This is a genomic window from Kitasatospora sp. NPDC094028, assembly GCF_049543595.1.
In the GTDB taxonomy this organism is placed as follows: Bacteria; Actinomycetota; Actinomycetes; order Streptomycetales; family Streptomycetaceae; genus Kitasatospora.
In genome coordinates this window covers 209,472-233,621 of the sequence record NZ_JBMVFA010000004.1, presented here as the reverse complement: position 1 = coordinate 233,621, position 24,150 = coordinate 209,472, and the positions used below count along the sequence as shown (strand labels likewise).

Sequence of the window (24,150 nt, the reverse complement as noted above, 5' to 3'; positions counted from 1 at the left end):
CCAGTGGGTCGTCGGGACGTTCAGTTGCCGCGGCGCAGGCGCTCGGTGAGCACGCGGCCGATCTCGGCGATCACGGCCGTCGCCGCGAGCCCACCGTGCGTGCAGGCGAGGTCGTGCTGCTCGAAGCCGCCGGTCAGGTACGGCTTCCAGTCGTCGGTCCGGGGCGAGTCGGCGGTCCGGCCCTCGGTGGCGAAGAAGAACAGCACCTCGCCGCGGAAGACTCCGGGGCGCGCCGCCTCCGCGATCCGTCCGTTGTTCAGCACGACCCGCTCGATCGCCTCGACGTGCCGGGCCCGGATGCCGGGCAGGAGGGCCTCGCTCAGCAGGGCCGCCGCGTCGGCGTGGCTCAGCGTCCCGGCCGCCAGGTCGGCGCCGGCCGGGCCGACCAGGTCCAGCAGTTCGCGCTGGAACGCCGCCTCGTCCGTCGACACGCGGGCCGCGTGCGGGAAGGCGTCCAGCAGGGTGAGCAGCGCGACCTGCTGGCCGGCGGCCTCCAGCTCGGCGGCGATCGTCTGGGCGACCAGGCCGCCGAGGGACCAGCCGAGCAGGTGGTACGGGCCCTCGGGCTGCACCTCGCGGATCCGGGCCAGATAGTCCCCGGCCATCTCCTCGACGCTGCCGGGCAGTTCGCCCTCGCCGCGCAGGCCGCGGGCCTGCAGCGCGTAGAGCGGGCGGTCCGCCTCGATGGTCTGCAGCAGGCCGGAGTAGATCCAGCCGAGGCCCAGCCCGGGGTGGACGCAGAACAGTGGCGCCAGGGTGCCCTCGGCGCGCAGCGGCAGCAGCACGTCCAGGGAGTCGTCGAAGGCGTCCGCGCTCCGGCCGGGGGTGAGCGCCCCGAGCAGGTTCGGGACGACCCGGCCGGCGGCGGGCTCGGCGCCGCCGATTCCACTGATCGGCTGGTCGGGCGCCTCGCCGGCGGCGGTCAGCAGGGCGGTCAGCCGCTCGATCAGCCGCTCGGCGGTGGCGCGGTCGTACCGCCCGGTGTCGTACCGCAGTTCGCCGTCGATGCCGGCCGGCGCGCCGGCGGCGTCGAAGCGCTCGGTCAGCCGGGCGGCCAGCTCGGCCTCGGCGGCGGGCTCGGCGACGGCGTACGGCTCGGTGCGCAGGCCGGGCAGCTCGAGGCCCGGCTCGGCGGCGGCGCGCACGGTCAGCAGCACCTGGACCAGCGGGCGCCCGGGCCGCAGCGTGTCGGCCAGCCGGTCGTACGGCAGGTCCTGCTGCGCGGCGGCCGCCAGGTCGGTCTCCCGCACGCGCGCGATCAGCTCGCGGAAGGTCGGGTCGCCGGACGTGTCGGTGCGCAGCACCAGGGTGTTGGCGAACCGGCCGACCAGGTCGCCCAGCGCCTCCTCGGTGCGGCCGGGGACGGGGCTGCCGATCGGGACGTCCGCGCCGGCGCCGAGCGCGCTCAGCAGGGCGGCGAGGCCGGCCCGGAGCACCATCGGCATGCCGGCCTGGCCGTCCCGGGCCAGCCCGGCGAGGCGGGCGTGCAGCCTGGCGTCCAGCCGGAAGGCCACGGCCTCGGCGCGGTGGGCGGCGGCCGGGCGGTCGGCGGGCAGCGCGAGCTGCTCGGGCAGGCCGGCCAGGGCCTCGCGCCAGTAGCCGAGCTGGCGGCCGGCGCGGCTCTTCGGGTCGTTCTCGGCGCCGAGGGAGCGGCGCTGCCAGAGCGCGTAGTCGGCGTACTGCACCGGCAGCGGCCGGAAGGCGGGCGCCTCGCCGCGGCCGCGGGCCGCGTAGGCGGTGGCCAGGTCGCGGGCGAGCGGCGCGACCGACCCGGCGTCGGCGGCGACGGCGTGCAGCGTGAGCAGCAGCACGTGCTCCTCGGCGCCGAGCGCGAACAGGTCGGCGCGCAGCGGCTGGTCGACGGTCAGGTCGAAGCCGCGGGCGGCGGCCTGCTCGACCAGGCCGGCCAGGGCGTCCTCGGTGGTGTCCGTGACGGTCAGGGCGGGCCGGGCGGCGGCCGGGTCGAGGACCTGCTGGCGCGGCTCGCCGTCGTGCTCGGGCAGGACCGTCCGCAGGCTCTCGTGCCGGTCGACGAGGTCGGCCAGGGCGGCGCGCAGCGCGTCCCGGTCGAGGGCGCCGTGCAGCCGGGCGGCGAGCGCGGTCCGCGGTGCGGGGCGGCCCGGCTCGCGGCTGTCGGACCAGATCCGGTGCTGGGCGACGGACAGCGGCAGGACCTCGGGCCGGTCCTCGGCCCGCAGGACGACCTTGATGCCGCCGGCCTCGACGAGCCGCTCGGCGAGCTGGGCCACCGAGGGCGCCTCGAACAGGGCGCGGATCGGGAGCGCGACGCCGAGATCCGCGCGGACCCGGCTGATCAGCCGGGCGGCCAGCAGCGAGTGCCCGCCCATCTCGAAGAAGCTCTCGTCGACGTTCACCGCGTCGCGCTCCAGGACGGAGGCGAAGATGGTGGCGAGCGCCTCCTCCTCGGGGCCCTCGGGGGCCCGGCCGAGGCTGTCGGCGTCCGTGCCGGGGACGGGCAGGGCCTTGCGGTCCACCTTGCCGTTGGGCAGCAGCGGGAAGGCGTCGAGCACCACGAACGCGGACGGCACCATGAACTCGGGCAGCTTGGCGCCCAGGTACGCGCGCAGCTCGTCCACCGCGACGGTCTGCTCGGCGGCGGTGACCAGGTAGGCGACCACGCGCTTGTCGCCGGGCTCGTCCTCGCGGACGATCACGCTGGCGTGGCCGACCGCGGGGTGCAGGCCGAGGACGGACTCGATCTCGCCGAGCTCGATCCGGAAGCCGCGCACCTTCACCTGGTCGTCGGCGCGCCCGGCGAACTCCAGCGTGCCGTCGGCGCGCCAGCGGCCGAGGTCGCCGGAGCGGTAGAGCCGGGAGCCGGCCGGGCCGAAGGGGTCGGCGACGAAGCGCTCGGCGGTCAGGCCGGGGCGCTTGAGGTAGCCGCGGGCCAGGCCCTCGCCGGAGATGTACATCTCGCCGGCGACGCCGGGCGGCACCGGGCGCAGCGCCTTGTCCAGCACGTACACCCGGGAGTTGGCGAACGGCCGGCCGATCGGCGGGGTGCCGCCGGGGGTGAGGGCCCCGCTCATGGTGGCGCCGACGGTGGTCTCGGTGGGGCCGTAGCCGTTGAGCAGGCGGCGGCCGGGCGACCAGCGGGCGACCAGTTCGGGGGTGCAGGCGTCGCCGGTGGAGACCAGGGTGGCGCCGGCCAGCACCTCGGCGTCGGTGGGCAGCGCGGCCAGGGCGACCGGCGGCAGGGTGGCGTGGGTGACGCCGTGCCGGCGGACGACCTCGGCCAGCGGCTCGCCGGGCAGCAGGTCGTCGGCGGTGCCGAGGACCAGGGCGGCGCCGGAGAGCAGGCCCATCGCGATGTCCCAGAAGCCCGCGTCGAAGCTGACCGAGGCGAACTGCAGCACCCGGCTCCCGGGCCCGGCCTGGACGGTCTCGGCCTGGGTGGCGACCAGGCTGGCAAGGCCGCGGTGCGGGACCACGACGCCCTTGGGGCGGCCGGTGGAGCCGGAGGTGTAGATGACGTACATCGGGTTGGCCGGCCGCAGCGGGGCGGTGCGCTCCGCGTCGGTGGGGTCGGTGTCCGGGCGCTCGGCCAGGGCGGCGAGCACCGCCGGGTCGTCCAGCACCACGCGCGGCATCTCGGCGCCGGCGGCGTCGAGCAGTTCGGCGGTGGCGGTGGTGGCCAGGCCGACCACCGGGCGGGCGTCGGCGATCATGAAGTCGAGCCGGTCGGCCGGGTACTCCGGGTCGAGCGGCAGGTACGCGGCGCCGGCCTTGCTGACGGCCCAGAGCGCGACGATCAGGTCGACCGAGCGGGGCACCGAGACGGCGACGAACTGCTCGGGGCCGACGCCGGCCGCGATCAGGTGGTGGGCCAGCCGGTTGGCGCGGGCGTTCAGCTCGCCGTAGGAGACCACGGTGTCCCGGAAGAGCAGCGCGGGCGCGTCCGGGTCGGCGGCGGCGCGGGCCTGGAACAGCTCGGGCAGGGTGGCCGGGGCGACCTCGCGGGCGCTGTCGTTCCAGTCCGTCAGGAGGCTGCGGCGCTCGTCGGCGGAGAGCACGTCCAGCCGGCCGATCAGCTGGTCCGGGTCGGCGGCGATGGCGGTGAGCAGCCGGACCAGCCGGTCCAGCACGGCCGTGGCGGCCTCCTCCTCGTACAGGTCGGGGGCGTAGCACAGCCGCAGGTTCAGGTCCTCGCCCATCAGGCCGGCGGCGAGGTTCAGCGGGTAGTGGGCGCCGTCGCGGCCGTCCACGCCGGAGAACCGGACGCCGCCGACCTCCATCCGCTCGGTGGCCGGGTCCACCGGGTAGTTCTGGTAGACCAGCGTGGTGTCGAACAGCTCACCGTGGCCGGAGAGCTGCTGCGCGTCGGTGAGGCTGACGTGCTGGTAGGCGAGCAGTTCGGTCTGCTCCTGCTGCAGGCGGTCGAGCGCGCTCGCCAGCGAGTCGCCGGCGCGCAGCCGGACCCGGACCGGCAGGGTGTTGATGAACAGGCCGACCATGGTGTCGACGTCCGGGATCTCCGGCGGGCGGCCGGAGACGATCGCGCCGAACACCACGTCGTCGCGGCCGGTCAGGGCGCTCAGCAGCAGGCCCCAGGCGCCCTGGATCACGGTGTTGACGGTGAGTCCGCGGCTGCGGGCCAGCTTCTGCAGGGCGGCGGTGACCTCGGCGGGCACCTCCCGGTGCAGCCAGCCGGGCCGCACCAGCGCCCGGCCGCGGCTGGACGGGACGACCAGGGTGGGGTCGTCGATCCCGGCCAGGGCCTGCCGCCAGGCCTGCTCGGCGGCGTCGGCGTCCTGGCCGGCGAGCCAGGCGAGGTAGTCGCGGTACGGGGTGATCGGGCGCAGCACGGAGGCGTCGCCCTTGCTCGCATACAGCTCGAACAGCTCGCGGATCAGGATCGGGATCGACCAGCCGTCCATCAGGATGTGGTGCTTGGTCATCATCAGCCGGAACCGCTCGGGCGCCAGCCGCAGCACGGTGAAGCGGATCAGCGGCGGGCGGGTGAGGTCGAACGGGCGGGCCTGGTCCTCGTCGGCGAGCCGGGTGAGCTCGGCCTGCTGCCGTTCGGCGTCCAGGCCGCTGAGGTCGATCTGCTCCCACGGCACGGCGACCTTGCGGTGCACCAGCTGGACGGGCTTGCTCGCCTTGTCGTGGCGGAAGCCGACCCGCAGGTTGGCGTGCCGCTCCAGCAGGGCACGGGCGGCGACCCGCAGGGCGCGGGTGTCCAGCGGGCCCTCCAGGTCGAGCAGCATCTGGTGGACGTAGAGGTCGGGACCGTCCTCGTCGTAGAGGGCCTGGAAGAGCATGCCCTCCTGGAGCGGCGAGAGCGGGAGGATGTCCTCGACCGCGGACTTCTTCGCGCCCGTGCCCTGCGGCTTGGTGTTCTGCGGGCCGGTGGTGGTGGTGCCGGGCTTCTGCACGCCGGAATCGGTCACTTTGCGGTCTCCCATTCGTCCTCGAAGTCGTCGTCTTCGTCCAGCTCGTCGGCGAGGTCGTCGCCGATGTCGGCTGCGAAGCCGTCCAGTTCGTCCTGGCTCAGCGAGACCAGGGACAGGTCGGACGGGGTGAAGCCGCCGCTGTCGGGCCGGTCGGCATGCGCCGCCAACGCCCGGACGGCACGGCTGAAGCAGGCGGCCAGCTCGTCGACGTCCCGCTCGCGCAGCAGCGTCTGCGGCCAGGACCAGACGAGCAGCAGGCGCGGCCCGTCCGGGTGGTCCTCGGTCAGCGCGTTGAGGGCCAGCGCGTGGCTCATCGGCGTCTCCGGCTCGGGCCGGCCGCCTTCCATGGTCGCGCCGGACAGGACGCCCTCGTCGACGACCGGGGTCCACGGCTCGGCGGTCGCGCCGCCGGCGGCCGAGGTGCGGCCGAGGTAGTTGAAGCCGATCTGCGGGCCCAGGAGGTCGGCCAGCACCGCCCGGGTGTCGTGGTTGAGGTGGCGCAGCAGGCCGTAGCCGAGGCCGTGGTCGGGCACGGCGCGCAGCTGCTCCTTGACCAGCTTGAGTGCCTGGCCGACGCCCACGCCGCCGTCCGCGACCTGGGTCCGGTCCACCCCGGCGACGTCGAGCCGGACGGGGTGCACGCTGGTGAACCAGCCGACCGTGCGGGACAGGTCCACGCCCTCGACGACGTCCTCGCGGCCGTGGCCCTCCAGTTCGACCAGGACGGCGGTCTCCTCCTCCTCGCCCCGGCCGGCCCGCCATTCGGCGACGGCGAGGGCGAGGGCGGTGAGCAGCACGTCGTTGACGCCGGCGTGGTAAGCGGCGGGGAGCGTGGTCAGCAGCGGGGTGACGTACTCGGCCGGCTCGGTGCGGGTCAGGTAGCGCATGCTGCCCAGCACGTCCCGGTTCGGGTCGAGCGGCCGCTCGCCCAGCAGGGCGTCGGGCTCGTCCAGCATCTCCTCCCAGAGGGCGAGTTCGGCGATCCGCTCGGGCCGGTGGGCGAGCGCGACCAGGTGCTCGGCCCAGCGGCGCGCGGACGTCCCGGTCGGCTGCAGCTCCGGTTCGCGGCCGGCGGCCAGCGCCTCGCAGGCGGCGGCCAGGTCGGGGACCAGGACCTGCCAGGAGACGGTGTCCACGGCCAGGTGGTGCACGACCAGCAGCAGTCGGCCGGGGGTGTCCGGTCCGGCGTCGAACCAGACCACCTGCAGCATGACGCCGGCGTCCGGGTCCATCCGGGCCCAGGCCGCCACGTCCTCCTCGGCGCTGACGGCGCGCAGCGCGGCCGGGTCGAGGCCCGCCGTGTCGACGCGCAGGATGCAGCCGGCCGCGTCGACGGTGCCGCGCTCGGGCACGGTCGTCCGCCAGCCGCCGGTCTCCCGGGTCAGCCGCATCCGCAGGGCGTCGTGGTGGTCGAGCAGGGTCTGGACGGCCGCGGTCAGGTGCTCCTCGGTCAGGCCGGCCGGGGCGTTCAGCAGGGTGGACTGGTTGAACCGGCGGATCGGGCCGCCGCGTCCGCGCAGCGCGTGGACGGCCGGGGTGAGCGGTACCTCGCCGATGCCCTCGTCCGGCCCCTCGCTCACCACCTGGTCGAGGCTGCCCGCGACGGCGGCGAGGGCGGCGACGGTCTTGTGCTCGAAGACCTGGCGCGGGGTGATCACCAGGCCGGCCTTGCGGGCGCGGCTGACCAGCTGGATGGAGATGATGCTGTCGCCGCCGAGGTCGAAGAAGCTGTCGTGGACGCCGACCGCCGTCAGGCCCAGGAGGCCGGCGAACAGGGCGCAGAGCACCTCCTCGCGCCCGTCGCGGGCGTCGCCGCCGGTGCCGGCGGCGTTGAAGTCCGGGGCGGGCAGGGCCTTGCGGTCCAGCTTGCCGTTCGCGGTCATCGGCAGGGTGTCGATCACCACCACGGCGGCCGGGACCATGTAGTCGGGCAGCGACTCGCCGACGCCGGCGCGCAGTCCGGCGGGGTCGAGCTCGGCGCCGTCCCGGGGGACGACGTAGGCGACGAGCTGGCGGGCGCCGGGCTGGTCCTCGCGGACCAGGACGGCGGCCTGGCCGACGCCGGGCTGCCCGGCCAGGGCCGCTTCGACCTCGCCCAGCTCGATCCGGAAGCCGCGCAGCTGGACCTGGTGGTCCGCCCGGCCGGCGTACCAGAGCTGGCCGTCCGCGCCCCAGCGGGCCAGGTCGCCGGTGCGGTACATCCGCGAGCCGGCCGGTCCGTACGGGTCGGCGGTGAACCGCTCACCGGTCAGGTCGGGGCGGCCCAGGTAGCCGCGGGCCAGGCCGGGGCCGGCGATGTACAGCTCGCCGGCCACACCCGGGGCGACCGGCCGCAGGCCGGAATCCAGCACGTACAGGCGGGCGTTGAACACCGGGAAGCCGATCGGCGGGGTCGCCGAGCCGCTCAGCGGGGCGCTGAACGAGGAGATGACCGTCGCCTCGGTCGGGCCGTAGGCGTCCACCACACGGCGGCCCGGCGACCAGCGGGCCACCGCCTCGCCCGGGACGGCCTCGCTGCCGGTGACGATCGTGCCGCCCGGCAGCATCCGGTCGTTCGGCTCCATCGCGGTCAGCAGCACGGGCGGCAGCATGGCGTGGGTGACGCCGAACTCGACGAGGGTGCGCTCCAGTTCCTCGCCGATGTGCAGCCGCTCGGCGGGGACGACCACCAGGGCCGCACCCGAGAGGAGGCCCATGCACATCTCCCAGAAGGCGGCGTCGAAGCTGGGCGAGGTGAACTGCAGGACGCGCGAGCCGGGGCCCGCCTCCAGTCGCTCGACGTGGGTGGCGACCACGCTCGCCGCACCCGCGTGCGAGACCACGACGCCCTTGGGGCGGCCGGTCGAGCCGGAGGTGTAGATCACGTAGGCCGGGTTCGACGGGCGGGCCGGGCTGTGGAGTTCCGCCGGGGACTGCGCCTCGACGGCCGCGATCACGGCCGGGTCGTCCAGGACCACGACCGGACGGCCCGCGGGGACGCGCTCCGCGACGTCGGAGCGGGTGAGCACCAACGGCGGCTCGGCGTCCTCCAGCATGTAGGAGATGCGGTCGGCCGGGTAGGCCGGGTCGACGGGCAGGTAGGCGCCGCCCGCCTTCCACACCGCCAGGACGGCGACGACCAGTTCCACCGAGCGCGGCAGGGCCAGCGCCACGAACGACTCCGGGCCGACGCCCAGTCCGGCCAGGTGCCGGGCCAACTTGGTGGCCCGCGTGTCCAGTTCGGCCGCCGACAGCTCGCCGCCCGGGAACAGCAGGGCGGGCGCGTCCGGCGCCGCGGCCACCCGGGCCGCGAACAGCTCGGCCGTGGTCAGCTCCTCGACGGCGCGCGGAGCGCTGCTCCACTCCTGCAGCACCTGCCGGCGCTCGGCCTCGTCCAGCACCTCGATCTGGCCGATCCGCAGCTCCGGTTCGGCGGCCACGGCGGCCAGCACCCGGACGTACCGCTCGACGATCCGCTCGACCGTGCCGCGGTCGAAGAGGTCGCAGGAGTACATGACCAGGCCGTCGATGCCGCCGCCGGCCCGCTCGGCCAGCTCGAAGTCGAGGTCGAACTTGGCGCCGCCGGCGCCGACCGTCAGCTCGCGGCCGGTGAGGCCGGGCAGGCCGAGCTCGGCGGTCGCGTTGTTCTGCAGGACGAACATCACCTGGAACAGCGGGTGCCGGGCCAGCGAGCGGTCCGGGCTGACCGCGTCGACCAGGCGCTCGAACGGCACGTCCTGGTGCGCGAACGCCGCCAGGTCCGATTCCCGCACCCGGCCCAGCAGTTCGCGGAAGGTCGGGTCGCCGGAGGTGTCGGTGCGCAGCACCACGGTGTTCACGAAGAAGCCGACCAGGTCGTCCAGCGCCTCGTCGGTCCGACCGGCGACGGCGCCGCCGATCGGGACGTCCTCCCCCGCACCCAGCCGGGTCAGCAGCGCGACCAGACCGGCCTGCAGGACCATGAAGAGGGTGGAGCGGGACTCCCGGGCGAGCGAGAGCAGGCCGGCGTGCATCGCGTCGTCGAGCTCGAAGGTCACCATCTCGCCCCGGCGGCTCGCCACGGCGGGCCGGGAGCGGTCGGTCGGCAGCTCCAACTGCTCGGGGATGCCGACGAGTTCGCTCTTCCAGAAGTCGAGCTGGCGGGTGATGAGGCTGTCCGGGTCGCCCTCCTCGCCGAGCGTGTCCCGCTGCCACAGCGTGAAGTCGGCGTACTGCACGGGCAGCGGCCGCCACTGCGGCGCCCCGCCGGCCAGCCGCGCCGCGTAGGCGGCCGCCAGGTCGGCGCCGAGCGGCGCCATCGACCAGCCGTCACCGGCGATGTGGTGGAGCGTCAGCAGCAGGGCGTGGTCGTCCTCGCCCAGCACGAACAGCTCGGCCCGCAGCGGGATCTCGCGCTCCAGCTCGAAGCCGGTCGCGGCGGCGGCCGCCAGCGCGTCCGGCAGGGCGGCCTCGGTCGTCTCCCGGACCAGCAGCTCCGGCGCCGCGTCCGCCAGCACCTCCTGGTAGGGCACGCCGCCGTCCTCGGGGAAGACCGTGCGCAGGCTCTCGTGCCGGCCGACCAGATCGGCCAGGGCGGCCGTCAGCGCCTCCCGGTCCAGTGGACCGGCGAGCCGCAGCGCCAGCGGGATGTTGTACGTGCCGCTCGGGCCCTCCAGCCGGTGCAGGAACCACAGCCGCCGCTGCGCGAACGACAGCGGAACCCTCCCCGGGCGCACCGCCGGCAGCAGCGCCGGACGGGCCTGGCCGGCCTCTTCGGCGAGCCGCTCGGCGAGGCCGGCGACCGTGGGGGCCTCGAACAGGGTGCGGATCGACACCTCGACACCGAGCGCCGAGCGGACCCGCCCGACCAGCCGGGTGGCCAGCAGCGAGTGCCCGCCGAGGGCGAAGAAGTCGTCGTCGACGCCGACCGCGGGCGCGCCCAGCACCTCGGCGAAGATCCCGGCCAGGATCTCCTCCTGCGCCGTGCGCGGGCCGCGGCCGGCCCCGCCGGCGGCGAACTCGGGCGCGGGCAGCGCCTTGCGGTCGAGCTTGCCGTTCGGGGTGAGCGGGAAGGCGTCCAGGGCGACGAAGGCCGCGGGCACCATGTGGTCGGGCAGCGCCCGGGCGGCGTGCGCGCGCAGCGCGCCGAGGTCGAGGTCCGCCCCGGCCGCGGGCACCAGGTAGGCCGCCAGCCGCAGGTCGCCCGGCTGGTCCTCGCGGACCATGACGGCGGTCTGGGCGACCGCCGGGTGGGCGGCGAGCACGGACTCGATCTCGCCCAGTTCGATCCGGAAGCCGCGGATCTTCACCTGGTCGTCGGCGCGGCCGGCGAACTCCAGTGCGCCGGTCTCCGTCCAGCGGGCCACGTCGCCGGTGCGGTACATCCGCGCCCCGGGCGGGCCGTACGGGTCGGCGACGAACCGCCCGGCGGTCAGGTCGGGCCGGCCCAGGTAGCCGCGGGCCAGGCCCGCCCCGCCGACGTAGATCTCGCCGGCGACGCCGGGCGCGACCGGCCGCAGGCCGCCGTCCAGGATCTGGATCCGCAGGTCGGGGATGGCGCCGCCGATCATGCTGCCCGGCCCGGCGGCCGCGCTCGGGGCGTCCAGCGCCAGGTGGCTGACGTGCACCGTGGTCTCGGTGATGCCGTACATGTTGACGAGGACGGGCGCACGGTCGTCGTGCCGCTCGTACCAGTCGGCGAGCCGCCACAGGTCCAGCGCCTCGCCGCCGAACACCACGTGCTTCAGGGCGAGCCGGCGCCCGGTCTCCGGATCCTCGCGGTCCGCGCGCATCAGCTGGTAGAAGGCGGACGGCGTCTGGTTGAGCACCGTGACCCGCTCGTCGGCGAGCAGCCGCAGGAACTCCTCCGGCGAGCGGCTGACCGCGTACGGGACGACCACGAGACGGCCGCCGTGCAGCAGCGGGCCCCACAGCTCCCAGACCGAGAAGTCGAAGGCGTAGGAGTGGAACAGCGTCCAGACGTCCTGCGGGCCGAAGTGGAAGAACCGCTCGGTGGCGCCGAACAGCCGGACCACGTTCTGGTGCGGGACCACCACGCCCTTGGGGCGGCCGGTGGAGCCCGAGGTGTAGATGACGTAGGCGGGGTGCTCGGGGCGCAGCGCCACCACCGGGGCGGTCTCCGGCCGGGCGGCGAGGTCGGCCCGCACCCGCGGGTCGTCCAGCACGATCCGGGCGGGCGCGCCGTCGAGCTCCAGGTCGGTGGCGCCGCTGGTCAGCAGCAGGGCGGGAGCGGCGTCCTGGAGGGTGTAGGCGAGCCGGTCGGCCGGGTACTCCGGGTCGAGCGGGACGTAGGCGGCGCCGGCCTTGAGCACGGCGAGCACGGCGATCACCAGGTCGGCCGAACGGGGCAGCGCGAGCGCCACGAAGTCCTCGGGGCCGACGCCGCGGTCGACCAGCAGGCGGGCCAGCCGGTTGGCGGCGGCGTCCAGCTGCCGGTAGGTCAGCGCGGTGCCCTCGCAGCTCACCGCGACGGCCTCCGGCGTGCGGGCGGCCTGAGCGGCGAACAGCTCGGGAACGGTCGCGGGGGCCACCTCGGCACCGTCGCCGTTCCACTCGACCAGGACGCGGCGCAGCTCCTCCGGGCCGAGCAGGTCGATCCGGCCCACCGGCTGGGTGAGGTCGGCGGCGATCGCCTCGAAGAGCCGGACCAGCCGCTCGCCGACCAGCCGGACGGCCTCGTCGTCGAACAGCTCCGTCCGGTGGTCCAGCCGCAGCTGCAGCCGCCCCTGCTCCACCATGGCGATCAGGCCGAGCGGGTAGTGGGTGGCGTCGTACCCCCGCAGGTCGGCCAGCTTCAGCGGACCGTCGTCCGGGCCGAGCGACTGCGAGTCCATCGGGTAGTTCTCGAACACCGCGATGGTGTCGAAGAGCTTGCCGTGGCCGGCCAGCCGCTGCACCTCGGTCAGGCCCAGGTGCTGGTGCGCCATCAGGCCCGCCTGCTGCCCCTGCAGCCGGGTCAGGACGTCCACCAGCCGCTCGCCGGGCCGCAGTTCGGCCCGGACCGGCAGGGTGTTGATGAACAGGCCGACCATCGTCTCGACACCCGGGATCTCCGGCGGGCGGCCCGAGACGGTCGCGCCGAACACCACGTCCTCGCGCCCGGTCAGCTTGGCGAGCAGCAGCGCCCAGGCGCCCTGCACCACGGTGTTGAAGGTCAGCCCGTGCTTGCGGGCCTGCCCGCGCAGCCGGGTGGTCAGCTCGGCGGACAGCTCCACGATCCGGTGCGCCGGCGGGAGGACGGCCTCCTCGGCGTCGGCACCGGCCAGCAGGGTCGGCTCCTCCAGCCCGGCCAGCGCCTCGCGCCAGGCCTCCCGGGCCGCCTCCGCATCCTGCCCCGCCAGCCAGGCCAGGTACTGCCGGAACGGGGTGACCGCGGGCAGCGCGGTCTCGTCGCCCTCGGCCGTGTACAGCTCGAACAGCTCGCGCACCATGACGGGCATCGACCAGCCGTCGACCAGGATGTGGTGCTTGGTCACGACCAGGCGGTGCCGGTGCTCGGCGAGCCGGTACAGCGCGAAGCGCAGCAGCGGCGGGCGGGACAGGTCGAAGCGGCGGGCCCGGTCGGCGGCCAGCAGGCCGTCCAACTCGGCCTCCTGGGCGGCCGGGTCGGCGTACCCGGACAGGTCGGTCTCGCTCCAGGGCAGCTCGACCTCGTGCGGGATCAGCTGGACCGGCCGGGCCAGGCCCTCGTGCCGGAACGCGGCCCGCAGGTTGGGGTGCCGGCGCAGCAGGCCCTCGGCGGCGGCGCGCATCCTGGCCGGGTCGAGCGGGCCCTCGACGTCGAGGACCAGCTGCACGGTGTAGACGTCGGCGGCCTGCTCGTCGTAGAGCGAGTGGAACAGCAGGCCTTCCTGCAGCGGGGAGAGCGGGAGTACGTCCGCGAGGCCGGGCTTCGTCACTTTGAGAGCCTCCAGTCAGCTTCCAGCAGATTGATCTCGGCCTGGGACAAGGACACGAGAGTGAGGTCCGAGGGGGTGTGGCCGCCGCTGCCGGCGGAGCGGGCGTGCTCGGCCGTCACGCGCAGGGCGCGGAACCACAGGTCGGCCAGTTCGGCGACGGTCTCCTCGGGGACGGCCCGGCCCGCCCAGGACCAGGTGGCCACCAGCCGCGGGCCGGTGGGGTGGTCCTCGGTCAGGGCCTCCAGCTCCACCAGGTGGGTCATCGGCATCGCCGGGTCGGCTCCGCTGCCCAGCGCGTCGGCCTCGGCGGCGGCCGACCACGGCTCGTCGCCGGCGGCGGGGAGCCGGCCCAGGTAGTTGAAGGCGAACTGCGGCTCGCCGAACGCCTCCAGCTGCGGCCCGGTCTCCGGGTTGAGGTGGCGCAGCAGCCCGTAGCCGAGGCCGTGGTCGGGCAGGGCGCGCAGCTGTTCCTTGACCAGCTTGAGCGCCTGGCCGACCGGTGCGCCGCCGGCCCACAGGCCGGCCCAGTCGCGGACGGCCGGGGCGAGGCGGACGGGGTGCGCGCTGGTGAACCAGCCGACCGTGCGGGAGACGTCGGCACCGCCGACCACGTCCTCGCGGCCGTGGCCCTCCAGGTCGACCAGGACGGAGCCGTCGCCGGCCCGGCCGTGCCGGCGCCGGTGGTCCGCGATCGCCAGTGCGAAGGCGGTGAGCAGCACGTCGTTGACGCCCGCGTGGTACGCGGCGGGGACGCTGGTCAGCAGCTCCGCGGTGACGTCGCTGGGCAGGGTGCGGGTCAGGGTCCGCGTGGTGCCCGTCAGGTCCTCGGCGGGATCGAACGGGCGGTCGCCGACCAGCGGGTCGACGGCGTCCAACTGACGTATCCAGAGCGGTAGTTCGGTTCTCCTGGCCGGGGTCAGGGCGGCCTCGGCCAGGCCCCGGGACCAGCTCCGGAAGGAGGTGGCCACCGGGTCGAGGACGGGCTCGCGCCCGGCCGCGACCGCCTCCCAGGCGGCCGCCAGGTCGGGGACCAGGATGCGCCAGGAGACGCCGTCGACCACCAGGTGCTGGACGACCAGCAGCAGCCGGCCCGGCGCGTCCGGCCCGGCATCGAACCAGACCGCCTGGACCATGACACCGCGCTCCGGGTCCAGTCGGCCCTCCGCGGCCTCGCCCTCGCGGGCGACCAGCTCGCGCAGGGCCGGGCCGCCGGGGACGGTCAAGTCGATCCGGCGGATCAGCTCCGCGGCCCGGACTGCGCCGGTAGGCGGGACGTCCAGTTCTGGTCCGTCCGCGGCAGCCTCGGCCCCCGCGGGGACGAGCCGGGCGCGCAGGGCGTCGTGGCGGTCGAGGACGGCCTGCAGGGCCGCGGTCAGGTGCTCCTCGGTCAGCCCGGCGGGGACGTTCAGCAGCATCGACTGGTTGAACCGGCCGAGCGGGCCGCCGCGCCCGAACAGCCAGCGCATCACCGGCGTGGCCGGGACGCAACCCAGGCCGCTGTCCGCGACCGCGGGGGCCGCGTCCGACGCCAGCTCCTCCGCCACGGCGGCGAGGGCCGCGACGGTCCTGTGCTCGAAGACCTGGCGCGGGGTGATCACCAGCCCGGCCTTGCGGGCGCGACTCACCAGCTGGATCGAGACGATGCTGTCACCGCCGAGATCGAAGAAGCTGTCGTGCACGCCGACGCCCTCCAGCCCGAGGAGGCCGGCGAACAGGCCGCAGAGCACCTCCTCGCGCCCGTCACGGGCGGCCGTCCCGGTGGTCATGGTGGACAGGTCCGGGGCGGGCAGGGCCTTGCGGTCCAGCTTGCCGTTCGGCGTCACCGGGAACGCGTCGAGGACCACGACGGCGGACGGGACCATGTAGTCCGGCAGCGACTCACCCACGCCCGCCCGCAGTTCGGCCGGGTCGAGCACCGCACCGTCCGAGGCCACCACATAGCCGATCAGCTGGCGAACCCCCGGCTGGTCCTCGCGGATCAGCACGGCAACCTGGCCGACACCGGGCCGCCCGGCCAGGGCCGCCTCGACCTCACCCAACTCGATCCGGAAACCGCGCAGCTTGACCTGATGGTCCGCCCGGCCGACGTACGCGAGCTGACCGTCCGCACGCCAGCGCACCAGATCGCCGGTGCGGTACATCCGCGAACCCGCCGGGCCGTACGGGTCGGCGGTGAAGCGCTCGGCGCTCAGGCCGGGACGGCCCAGATAGCCCCGGGCCAGGCCGGGGCCGGCGACGTACAACTCACCCGCCACGCCCGGGGCGACCGGCCGAAGACCCGGATCCAGCACGTACAGGCGGGCGTTGAACACCGGGAAGCCGATCGGCGGGGTCGCCGAGCCGCTCAGCGCGGCGGTGTTCGTGGCGCAGACCGTCGCCTCAGTCGGACCGTAGGAGTTCACCAGCCGGCGGCCCGGCGACCAGCGGGCGACGACCTCACCGGACAACGCCTCGCCACCCGAGATCACGCACCCACCGGACAGCAGCCCGTCCTTCGGCTCCATCGCCGACAGCACCACCGGCGGCAGCGCCACATGAGTCACCTCGAACTCGGTCAGCGTCCGCTCCAGCTCCCCACCCGCCTGCAGCCGCTCCGCGGGGACGACCACCAGCGCCGCGCCAGAGAACAAGCCCATGCACAGCTCCCAGAAAGCACCGTCGAAGCTGGGCGAGACGAACTGCAGCACACGCGAGCCGACACCCACCTCCGTCAGCTCGACCTGGAACGCGAGCAGGTTCGCGATACCGGAATGCGAGACCACAACGCCCTTCGGGCGGCCGGTCGAACCAGAGGTGTAGATCAGGTACGCCGGATTCGACAGGCCCGCGGTGACCGCGAGCCCGGCAGGGGACTGCGCCTCGACGGACGTCATCACGGCCGCGTCGTCCAGCACCGTCACCGGCCGGCCGGCCGGGACCCGGTCGGCGACGTCCGAGCGGGTCAGGACGAGCAGCGGCCGGGCGTCGTCGAGCATGTAGGAGATCCGGTCGGCCGGGTAGGCCGGGTCGACAGGCAGATACGCGCCGCCCGCCTTCCACACCGCGAGCACCGCGACGACCAGTTCCACCGAGCGCGGCAGGGCCAGCGCCACGAACGACTCCGGGCCGACGCCCAGGTCGACCAGGTGCCGGGCCAGGCGGTTGGAGCGCGCGTCGAGTTCGGCCGCCGAGTAGCAGCCGCCCTCGAACGCCAGGGCCGGCGCGTCCGGCGCCGCCGCCACCCGGGCCGCGAACAGCTCCGCCGTGGTCAGCGCCGCCACGGCGCGGGGGGCGTGGTTCCACTCCTCCATCACCTTCCGGCGCTCGTCGGCGTCCAGCACCTCGATCCGGCCGAGCCGCTGGTCCGGCTCCGCGGCCACGGCGGCCAGCACCCGGACGAAGCGCTCGCAGATCCGCTCGGCCGTCTCCCGCTCGAAGAGGTCGCCGGAGTATTCGAGCTGGCCTTCGAGCCCGCCCTCGGCCCGCTCGGTCAGCTCGAAGGAGAGGTCGAACTTGGCCACGCCCGGGTCGGCCCGGCGCCAGTCGGCGCGCAGGTCCGCGAAGGTGAAGTGGGCCTGCTCGTTGTTCTGCAGGACGAGCATCACCTGGAACAGCGGATGCCGGGCCAGCGAGCGGTTCGCACCGACCGCGTCGACCAGCCGCTCGAACGGCACGTCCTGATGCGCGAACGCCGCCAGGTCCGACTCCCGCACCCGGCCCAGCAGTTCGCGGAACGTCGGGTCGCCGGAGGTGTCGGTGCGCAGCACCACGGTGTTCACGAAGAAGCCGACCAGATCGTCCAACGCCTCATCGGTCCGACCGGCCACGGCACCACCGATCGGCAGGTCCTCCCCCGCGCCCAGCCGGGTCAGCAGCGCGGCCAGACCGGCCTGGACCACCATGTACAGCGTCGCCCCGGACTCGCGGGCGAGCGACTGCAGGCCACGGTGCACCTCCGGCGGGACGGTGAACCCGAGGCTCGCGCCCCGGTAGCTCGCCGCCGCCGGACGCTGCCGGTCGGTCGGAATGTTCAGCTCTTCGGGAACGTCGGCGAGTTCGGACTTCCAGAACGCCAACTGCCGGGCGATCAGGCTCTCCGGGTCACCCTCCTCACCGAGCAGCCCCTGCTGCCACAGCGTGTAGTCGGCGTACTGCACCGCCAGCGGCTCCCACTGCGGAGCCCCACCGCGCACCCGCGCCCCGTAGGCCGCCGCCAGGTCCGCACTCAGCGGCACCATCGACCAGCCGTCCGCAGCGATGTGATGAATCGTCAGCAGCAGGACGGACTCGTCGGTGCTGACGACGAACAGCTCGGCCCGCAGCGGGATCTCGGACTCCAGCTCGAAGCCCACCGCCGCGGCCGCCGACAGGGCAGTCTCCAACTCGCCCGCCGCCACCTCGCGCACGGTCAGCTCCGGTGCCACGCCCTCCAGCACCCGCTGGATCGGCACGCCGCCGTCCTCGGGGAAGACCGTGCGCAGGCTCTCGTGCCGGCCGACCACGTCGCCGAGAGCGGCTGCCAGTGCCTCCCTGTCCGGCACACCCGAAAGCCGCAGCGCCATTGGCAGGTTGTAGGTCGCGCTCGGGCCCTCCAGGCGGTGGAGGAACCACAGCCGCCGCTGCGCGGAGGACAGCGGCATCCTCTCCGGGCGCACCGCCGGCAGCAGCGCCGGACGGGCCTCGTCGGCGTCGGCCAGCCGGGCGGCGAGGGCCGCCACGGTGGGCGCCTCGAACACGGTACGGACGGCCAGTTCGACGCCGAGCGCCGTACGGACCCGCCCGACCAGCCGGGTGGCCAGCAGCGAGTGCCCGCCGAAGTGGAAGAAGTCGTCGTCGATGCCGATGCCCGGCACCCCCAGCAGCTCCGCGAACACCGCGCAGAGCAGTTCCTCCTGCGGCGTGCGGGGCCGCCGGCCGCCGCCGGCGCCGAAGTCCGGCGCGGGCAGCGCCCTGCGGTCGAGCTTGCCGTTCGGGGTGAGCGGGAAGGCTTCGAGTGCGACGAACGCGGCGGGAACCATGTAGTCGGGCAGCACCCCGCCGGCGTGCGCACGCAGCTCGGAGGCGTCCGGCAGTTCGGTACCGGGGGCCGCGACCAGATAGGCGACGACGAGCTTGCCGCCGTACTGGTCCTCGCGGGCCATCACCGCCGTCTGCCCCACCGCGGGGTGGGCGTCGAGCGCCGCCTCGACCTCGGCCAGTTCGATCCGGAAGCCGCGGATCTTCACCTGGTCGTCGACCCGGCCGGCGAACTCCAGCTCCCCGGCCTCCGTCCGCCGCACCAGGTCGCCGGTGCGGTACATCCGCGCGCCGGCCGGACCGAACGGGTCGGCGACGAAACGCTCGGCAGTCATCCCGGGGCGGTTGAGGTAGCCACGGGCCAGGCCCGGCCCGGCGACGAACAGCTCGCCCAGACCGCCCGGGGGGACGGGCCGCAGCAGCGGGTCCAGCAGGTACAGGCGGGTGTCGGTGACGGCCTCGCCGAGCGTCGGGGTCGCCGTGCCGCTCAGCGGGCCGCTCGCCGCGGCGATGACCGTCGACTCGGTCGGGCCGTACCCCATCAGCAGGCGACGGCCCGGCGACCAGCGGCCGACGGTCTCGCCGGCCAGCGCCTCACCGCCGGAGAAGATGACGCCGCCCGGCAGCAGGTCGTCCCGGGGCTCCATCGCCGCCAGCACGGTCGGCGGCACCATCAGGTGGGTCACCCCGAACTCGACCAGCGTCCGCTCCAACTCCCCGCCCGGCAGCAGCCGTTCCGCGGGCACGACGACCAGGGCGGCACCGGTGAGCAGGCTGGTGCACATCTCCATGAAGGCGGCGTCGAAGCTCGGCGTGGCGAACTGCAGCACCCGCGAGGCGGCGGTCACCGCCGACCGCTCCAGGTGGGTGGCACGCAGGCTCGCCACACCGGCGTGCGAGACCACGACGCCCTTGGGACGCCCGGTCGAGCCGGAGGTGTAGATCAGGTAGGCCGGATTCGACAACCGCGCCGGGCAGACGAGTTCCGCCGAGGACTGCGCCTCGACGGCCGCGGCGACCGCCGGGTCGTCCAGGACCACGACCGGGCGACCCGCCGGGAACCGGTCCGCGACGTCGGAGCGGGTGAGCACCAGTGGCGGATCGGCGTCCTCCAGCATGTAGGAGATCCGGTCGGCCGGGTAGTCCGGGTCCACCGGAAGGTAGGCGCCACCTGCCTTCCACACCGCGAGCACGGCGACGACCAGTTCCACCGAGCGCGGCAGGGCCAGCGCCACGAACGACTCCGGGCCGACGCCCAGCCCCACCAGGTGCCGGGCCAACCGGCTGGCCCGTGCGTCCAGTTCGGCCGCCGACAGCTCGCCGCCCTCGAACACCAGCGCCGGCGCGTCCGGCGCCGCCGCGACCCGGGCCGCGAACAGCTCCGCCGCCGTCGCGGGCACGACCGCGACGGCGGGCTCGGACCCGGCCGGCACGGCCGGGTCGGTGGCGCCGGCGGCCAGCGCGGGCAGCCCGGCGTTTCCGGTTTCGGACATGGTTAATCAACCCTCATACGATTCGGTGTTGCGCCAGGAGGAGGGAAGCGAGCGAGCGCGGCCCGCCAGGAGGGGCGGAGCCGGCGGGCACGGCCCGTCAGGAGGGGCGGCGCGCCTCGGCGGCGTCGTCGATCGTGCGCAGTTCGTCCGCGAGGATCCGCCCGATCTCGGCGAGCGCCGCGGGCTTCATCAGGTCGTTGTGGTTGCGGTCCAGGTAGTAGGGGGTGATCCGGCCCGCGACGTAGGGGCTCCAGGTGGCCGGGGTCGGCGAGATGTCGACCTTGTCGAGCGAGGCCACGATGACCACGGCGTCGCCGCCGTACCGGGTCGGCTCGTACCCGTTGACCAGGTTGCGGCAGTTGGCGTAGACCTTGCCGGTCGCCTCGAGGTGGTGCCGCTCCAGGCTGGCCATCGAACTGCCCAGCTTGCGCAGGAGGTTGACGACCTGGTCGAACTCCAGCGGCTTGCGGCCCAGTCGGCGCCGGTCGAAGCCGACCCAACGCAGCAGGTCGGCGAGGATTTCCTGCTCGTCCAGTTCGGCGATCTTCTGACCGGGATAGGTGTCCAGGATCGCGAGCAGGCCGACCCGCTCACCCTCGCGCTCCAGGCGGGAGGCGATCACGTGCGCGGCGATGCCGCCGGAGGAGTAGCCGAGCAGGTGGTACGGCCCGGTCGGCTGGACCTTGCGGATCTGCTCGATGTAGTCCTCGGCCATCTCCTCGAAGCTGCCGGGCAGTTCACCCTCGCCGGAGAGGCCGCGCGCCTGCAGCCCGTAGACCGGGTGTTCGGCGCCCAGGTGCTTGATCAGGCCCGCGTAGAGCCAGGCGAGCCCGCCCGCCGGGTGCACGCAGAACAGCGCGGGGCGGTCGCCGTGCGGGCGCAGCGGCAGCAGCACGTCCAGCGGGTCCTCGCTGCCGCCGTCGTCCAGCCGGGCGGCGTACAGCGCGGGGGTGGGGGCCTCGAAGAGGGTGCGGATGGTGTGGGCGACGCCGAAGGTCTCCCGGACGCGGTTGACCAGGCGGGTGGCGAGCAGCGAGTGGCCGCCGAGGGTGAAGAAGTTGTCGTCGACGCCGATCCGGGGCAGGCCGAGGACTTCGGCGAACAGCTCGCAGACGATCCCCTCGCGCGGGGTGCGCGGGGTCCGGCCGGTGACGGCGGCGGCGAGGTCGGGGGCGGGCAGGGCCTTGCGGTCGAGCTTGCCGTTGGGGGTGACCGGCAGCCGGTCGAGGGTGACGAAGGCGGCCGGCACCTGGTGTTCGGGCATCCGCGCGGCCAGGTGGGCGCGCAGCTGCGCGTGGTCGGGCCGCGCGCCGACGGCGGCGGGCACCAGATAGGCGACCAGCCGGCGGTCGCCGGGGCGGTCCTCGCGGGCGAGGACGGCGACGGCGGCCAGTTCGGGGTGCTGAGCCAGCTCGGCCTCGATCTCGCCGAGTTCGATCCGGAAGCCGCGGATCTTCACCTGGTCGTCGGTGCGGCCGAGGTAGCGCAGCGCGCCGTCCGCGCCCCAGGCGGCGAGGTCGCCGGTGCGGTACATCCGCGAGCCGGGCGGGCCGTACGGGTCGGCGACGAAGCGCTCGGCGGTCAGGCCCTGCCGGTTGAGGTAGCCGCGGGCCAACTGGTCACCGGACAGGTACAGTTCGCCCGGAGCGCCGGGGGCGACCGGGCGCAGCCCGGCGTCCAGCACGTAGGTGCGGGTGTTCCAGACCGGACGGCCGATCGGCACCGCGCCGGGCTCGTCCCGGCACTCCCAGGAGGTGACGTCGACGGACGCCTCGGTCGGGCCGTACAGGTTGTGCAGCCCGGTGCCGGGGAGGGTGCGCAGCAGCCGGCCCTGGGTCTCCTCGGGCAGCGCCTCGCCGCTGGTGATCACCCGGCGCAGGCCGGTGCACTGCGCGGCGGCGGGCTCCTGGAGGAAGACCTGGAGCATGGACGGCACGAAGTGCGCGGTGGTGACGCGCTGGTCGCGGATCAGGGCGGCGAGGTAGGCCGGGTCCTTGTGCCCCTCGGGCCGGGCGAGCACCAGGGTGGCGCCCTGGATCAGCGGCCAGAAGAACTCCCAGACCGAGACGTCGAAGCCGGACGGGGTCTTCTGCAGCACCCGGTCGTCGTCACCGAGTCCGTAGGCGTCCTGCATCCAGAGCAGCCGGTTGACGATGCCGCGGTGCGGCACCAGGACGCCCTTGGGGCGGCCGGTGGAGCCGGACGTGTAGATGACGTACGCGGGGTGGTCCGGGCTCTGCCGCACGGCGGGCGGGCCGGCCGGGCGGTCGGCGAGCAGGCCGGGAAGCTCGGGGCCGTCCAACGGCAGCTGCGGGACGGCCAGTTCGGCGGGCATCCGGTCGCGGGCCGACGCGGTGGTGAGCAGCAGGGCCGGGCTCGCGTCCTCCAGCAGGAAGGAGATCCGCTCGGCCGGGTAGTCCGGGTCGATCGGCAGGTAGGCGGCCCCGGACTTGAGCACGGCGAGCAGGCCGACCACCAGCTCGACCGAGCGGGGCACCGCGAGCGCGACGATCCGCTCGGGGCCGGCGCCGCGCTCGACCAGCAGGTGGGCGAGCCGGTCGGCGCGCTCGTGCAGTTCGCGGTAACTGAGGCTCTGCCCCTCGAAGTCGAGCGCCTGCGCGTCCGGCCCGGCGGCGGCCCGGCCGGCCAGCAGCTGGGTGAGGGTGGTGGGCGGCAGCGGGTGCCCGGTGTCGTTGAGGGTGCGCAGGACGAGCTCGCGCTCGGCCTCGCCGAGCAGGTCGACCCGGCCGACCGCCTGCTCGGGCGCGGTGGCCGCGAGGTTGGCCAGGAAGCCGAGGAACCGGTCCTGATGGGCGGCGAGTTCGTCCCCGCTGTACAGCTCGGGGTTGGCGTCGAAGTCGACCTGCAGGCCGCGGCCGTCCGAGCGGTCGTAGAAGATCACCGAGAGGTCGTCGGAGGGGCCGATCGACAGGTTGTGCACGACGGCGCGGTGCGGCCCGAAGCGCAGGTCGTAGTCGAACATCATGATGTTGATCTCGGGCCCGGTGAGCCGCTGGTCCCCGGCGAGCAGGCCGCGGTCGCGGCGCAGGTCCTCGTAGCGGTAGCGCTGGTGCTTGAGCGCGCCCTTCAGTTCGACGGTGACCAGGCGCAGGGCCTCGGCGAAGGTGGCGGACGGGTCGATCGCCACCCGGACCGGGACGACGTTGGAGACCATGCCGGGCAGGCTGCGGGCAGCCTTGCCGAGCCGGGTGGCGACCGGCAGGCCGAGCACCACCTCGGACGCGCCGGTGGCGCGCTGCAGGTACAGGGCGGAGGCGGTGGCGACGACGGCCGGCCAGGTCGCGCCGGCCTCGCGGGCGGTGTCGCGCAGCGCGTCCAGGTGCTCGACCGGCAGGAAGGCGGTGCGCCGGACCAGCCCGTGCGCCAGGACCGGCTTGCGGGCGGCGAGGCCGACCGGCTCGGGGCAGTCGGCGAGCTTGCCGGCCCAGTAGTCGCGGTCCTCGGTGAACCGCTCGGAGGCCCGGTACTCCTGGTCGGCGGCGACCAGGGCGGCCAGCGGGCCGAACGGGTTGGCCGGGCCGGGCTCGCCGGCGGCGAGTGCGGTGTACACCTCCGCGGTGCGCTGGGCGAGCAGGGCGACGGTGAAGCCGTCCACCACCACGTGGTGGTAGCAGTAGAACCACAGGTGACGCCCGGGGGCCACCTTCAGCAGCTCGAAGTGGTACAGCCGGTCGCGGCCGGGGTCGAGGGCGACCGCCATGGTCCGCCGCATCCGGGCGACGGCGACTGCCTCCGGGTCGGCCTCGGCGGTGAGGTCGACGACCTCCAACAGCCGTTCGGGGACGGGCTGGATGTACTGCCACAGCTCGTCCCCGTCCTGCGCGATGCGCACCCGGAGGGTCTCGGCCTCGGTGACGACCTGCCGCAGCGCGGCCTCCAGCAGCGCCGCGTCCACGTCACCCTGGATCTCCAGGTATTCCGCGGCATTGAAGATCGGATTGTCAGGCTCCAACTGCTGGGCGAACCAGATTCCCGCTTGAGCCGCCGTCAAGGCAGCTCTGTCTCCCCCGGACATGCTGTTACTTCCATCCCTGGCGATAGCGATCGGTTGGAACGGGACCGGCCGCAGGACTGGGTGCGACGGAATCCCGAAGACTGAATTCCCAGAAGGTGAGATCTCTCCAAGCCTCAGAACGGGCCCTGCGATGCAGATCGCAGGAGACCGCGACGTCTGTTCGAGGCTGACGCCGCAAACTCTGGCACCGAGTAGTTCTGGTCACAATGCTCAATGCATCAAGTTGCCACCGGGGAGGACCGGAGTACGTGGGTCCGCCCCGATTCGTCATCCAGATGCACAGCAGCGCCCGGCCCGTGCCATCGGTACGGACCGGGCGCTCGTGACGGGCA

General features: G+C 74.6%; 4 protein-coding genes. All 4 read right to left on the bottom strand.

What is annotated here, in order from left to right; all coding sequences use genetic code 11:
• Window positions 1–20 precede the first annotated feature (20 nt).
• The 4 genes from ACPC54_RS08850 to ACPC54_RS08835 all read right to left on the bottom strand — a co-directional run bounded on the left by ACPC54_RS08850 (window position 21) and on the right by ACPC54_RS08835 (window position 23,818).
• Window positions 21–5,414 carry an amino acid adenylation domain-containing protein gene (locus ACPC54_RS08850; RefSeq protein WP_498962758.1) on the bottom strand — a complete coding sequence of 1,798 codons (5,394 nt, stop codon included), beginning with the start codon at window positions 5,412–5,414 and terminating at the stop codon, window positions 21–23.
• A complete protein-coding gene (locus tag ACPC54_RS08845) occupies window positions 5,411–13,294 on the bottom strand; it encodes an amino acid adenylation domain-containing protein (protein ID WP_498962756.1) in 7,884 nt (2,627 codons plus the stop codon). Before ACPC54_RS08845 ends, ACPC54_RS08850 begins: the two co-directional genes overlap by 4 nt.
• Window positions 13,291–19,782 carry an amino acid adenylation domain-containing protein gene (locus ACPC54_RS08840; protein WP_498962754.1) on the bottom strand — a complete coding sequence of 2,164 codons (6,492 nt, stop codon included), beginning with the start codon at window positions 19,780–19,782 and terminating at the stop codon, window positions 13,291–13,293. Before ACPC54_RS08840 ends, ACPC54_RS08845 begins: the two co-directional genes overlap by 4 nt.
• A 97-nt stretch (window positions 19,783–19,879) precedes the next feature.
• On the bottom strand, window positions 19,880–23,818 hold the full coding sequence (locus tag ACPC54_RS08835; protein ID WP_498962752.1) for an amino acid adenylation domain-containing protein: 3,939 nt from the start codon (window positions 23,816–23,818) through the stop codon (window positions 19,880–19,882).
• Window positions 23,819–24,150: the final 332 nt, after the last annotated feature.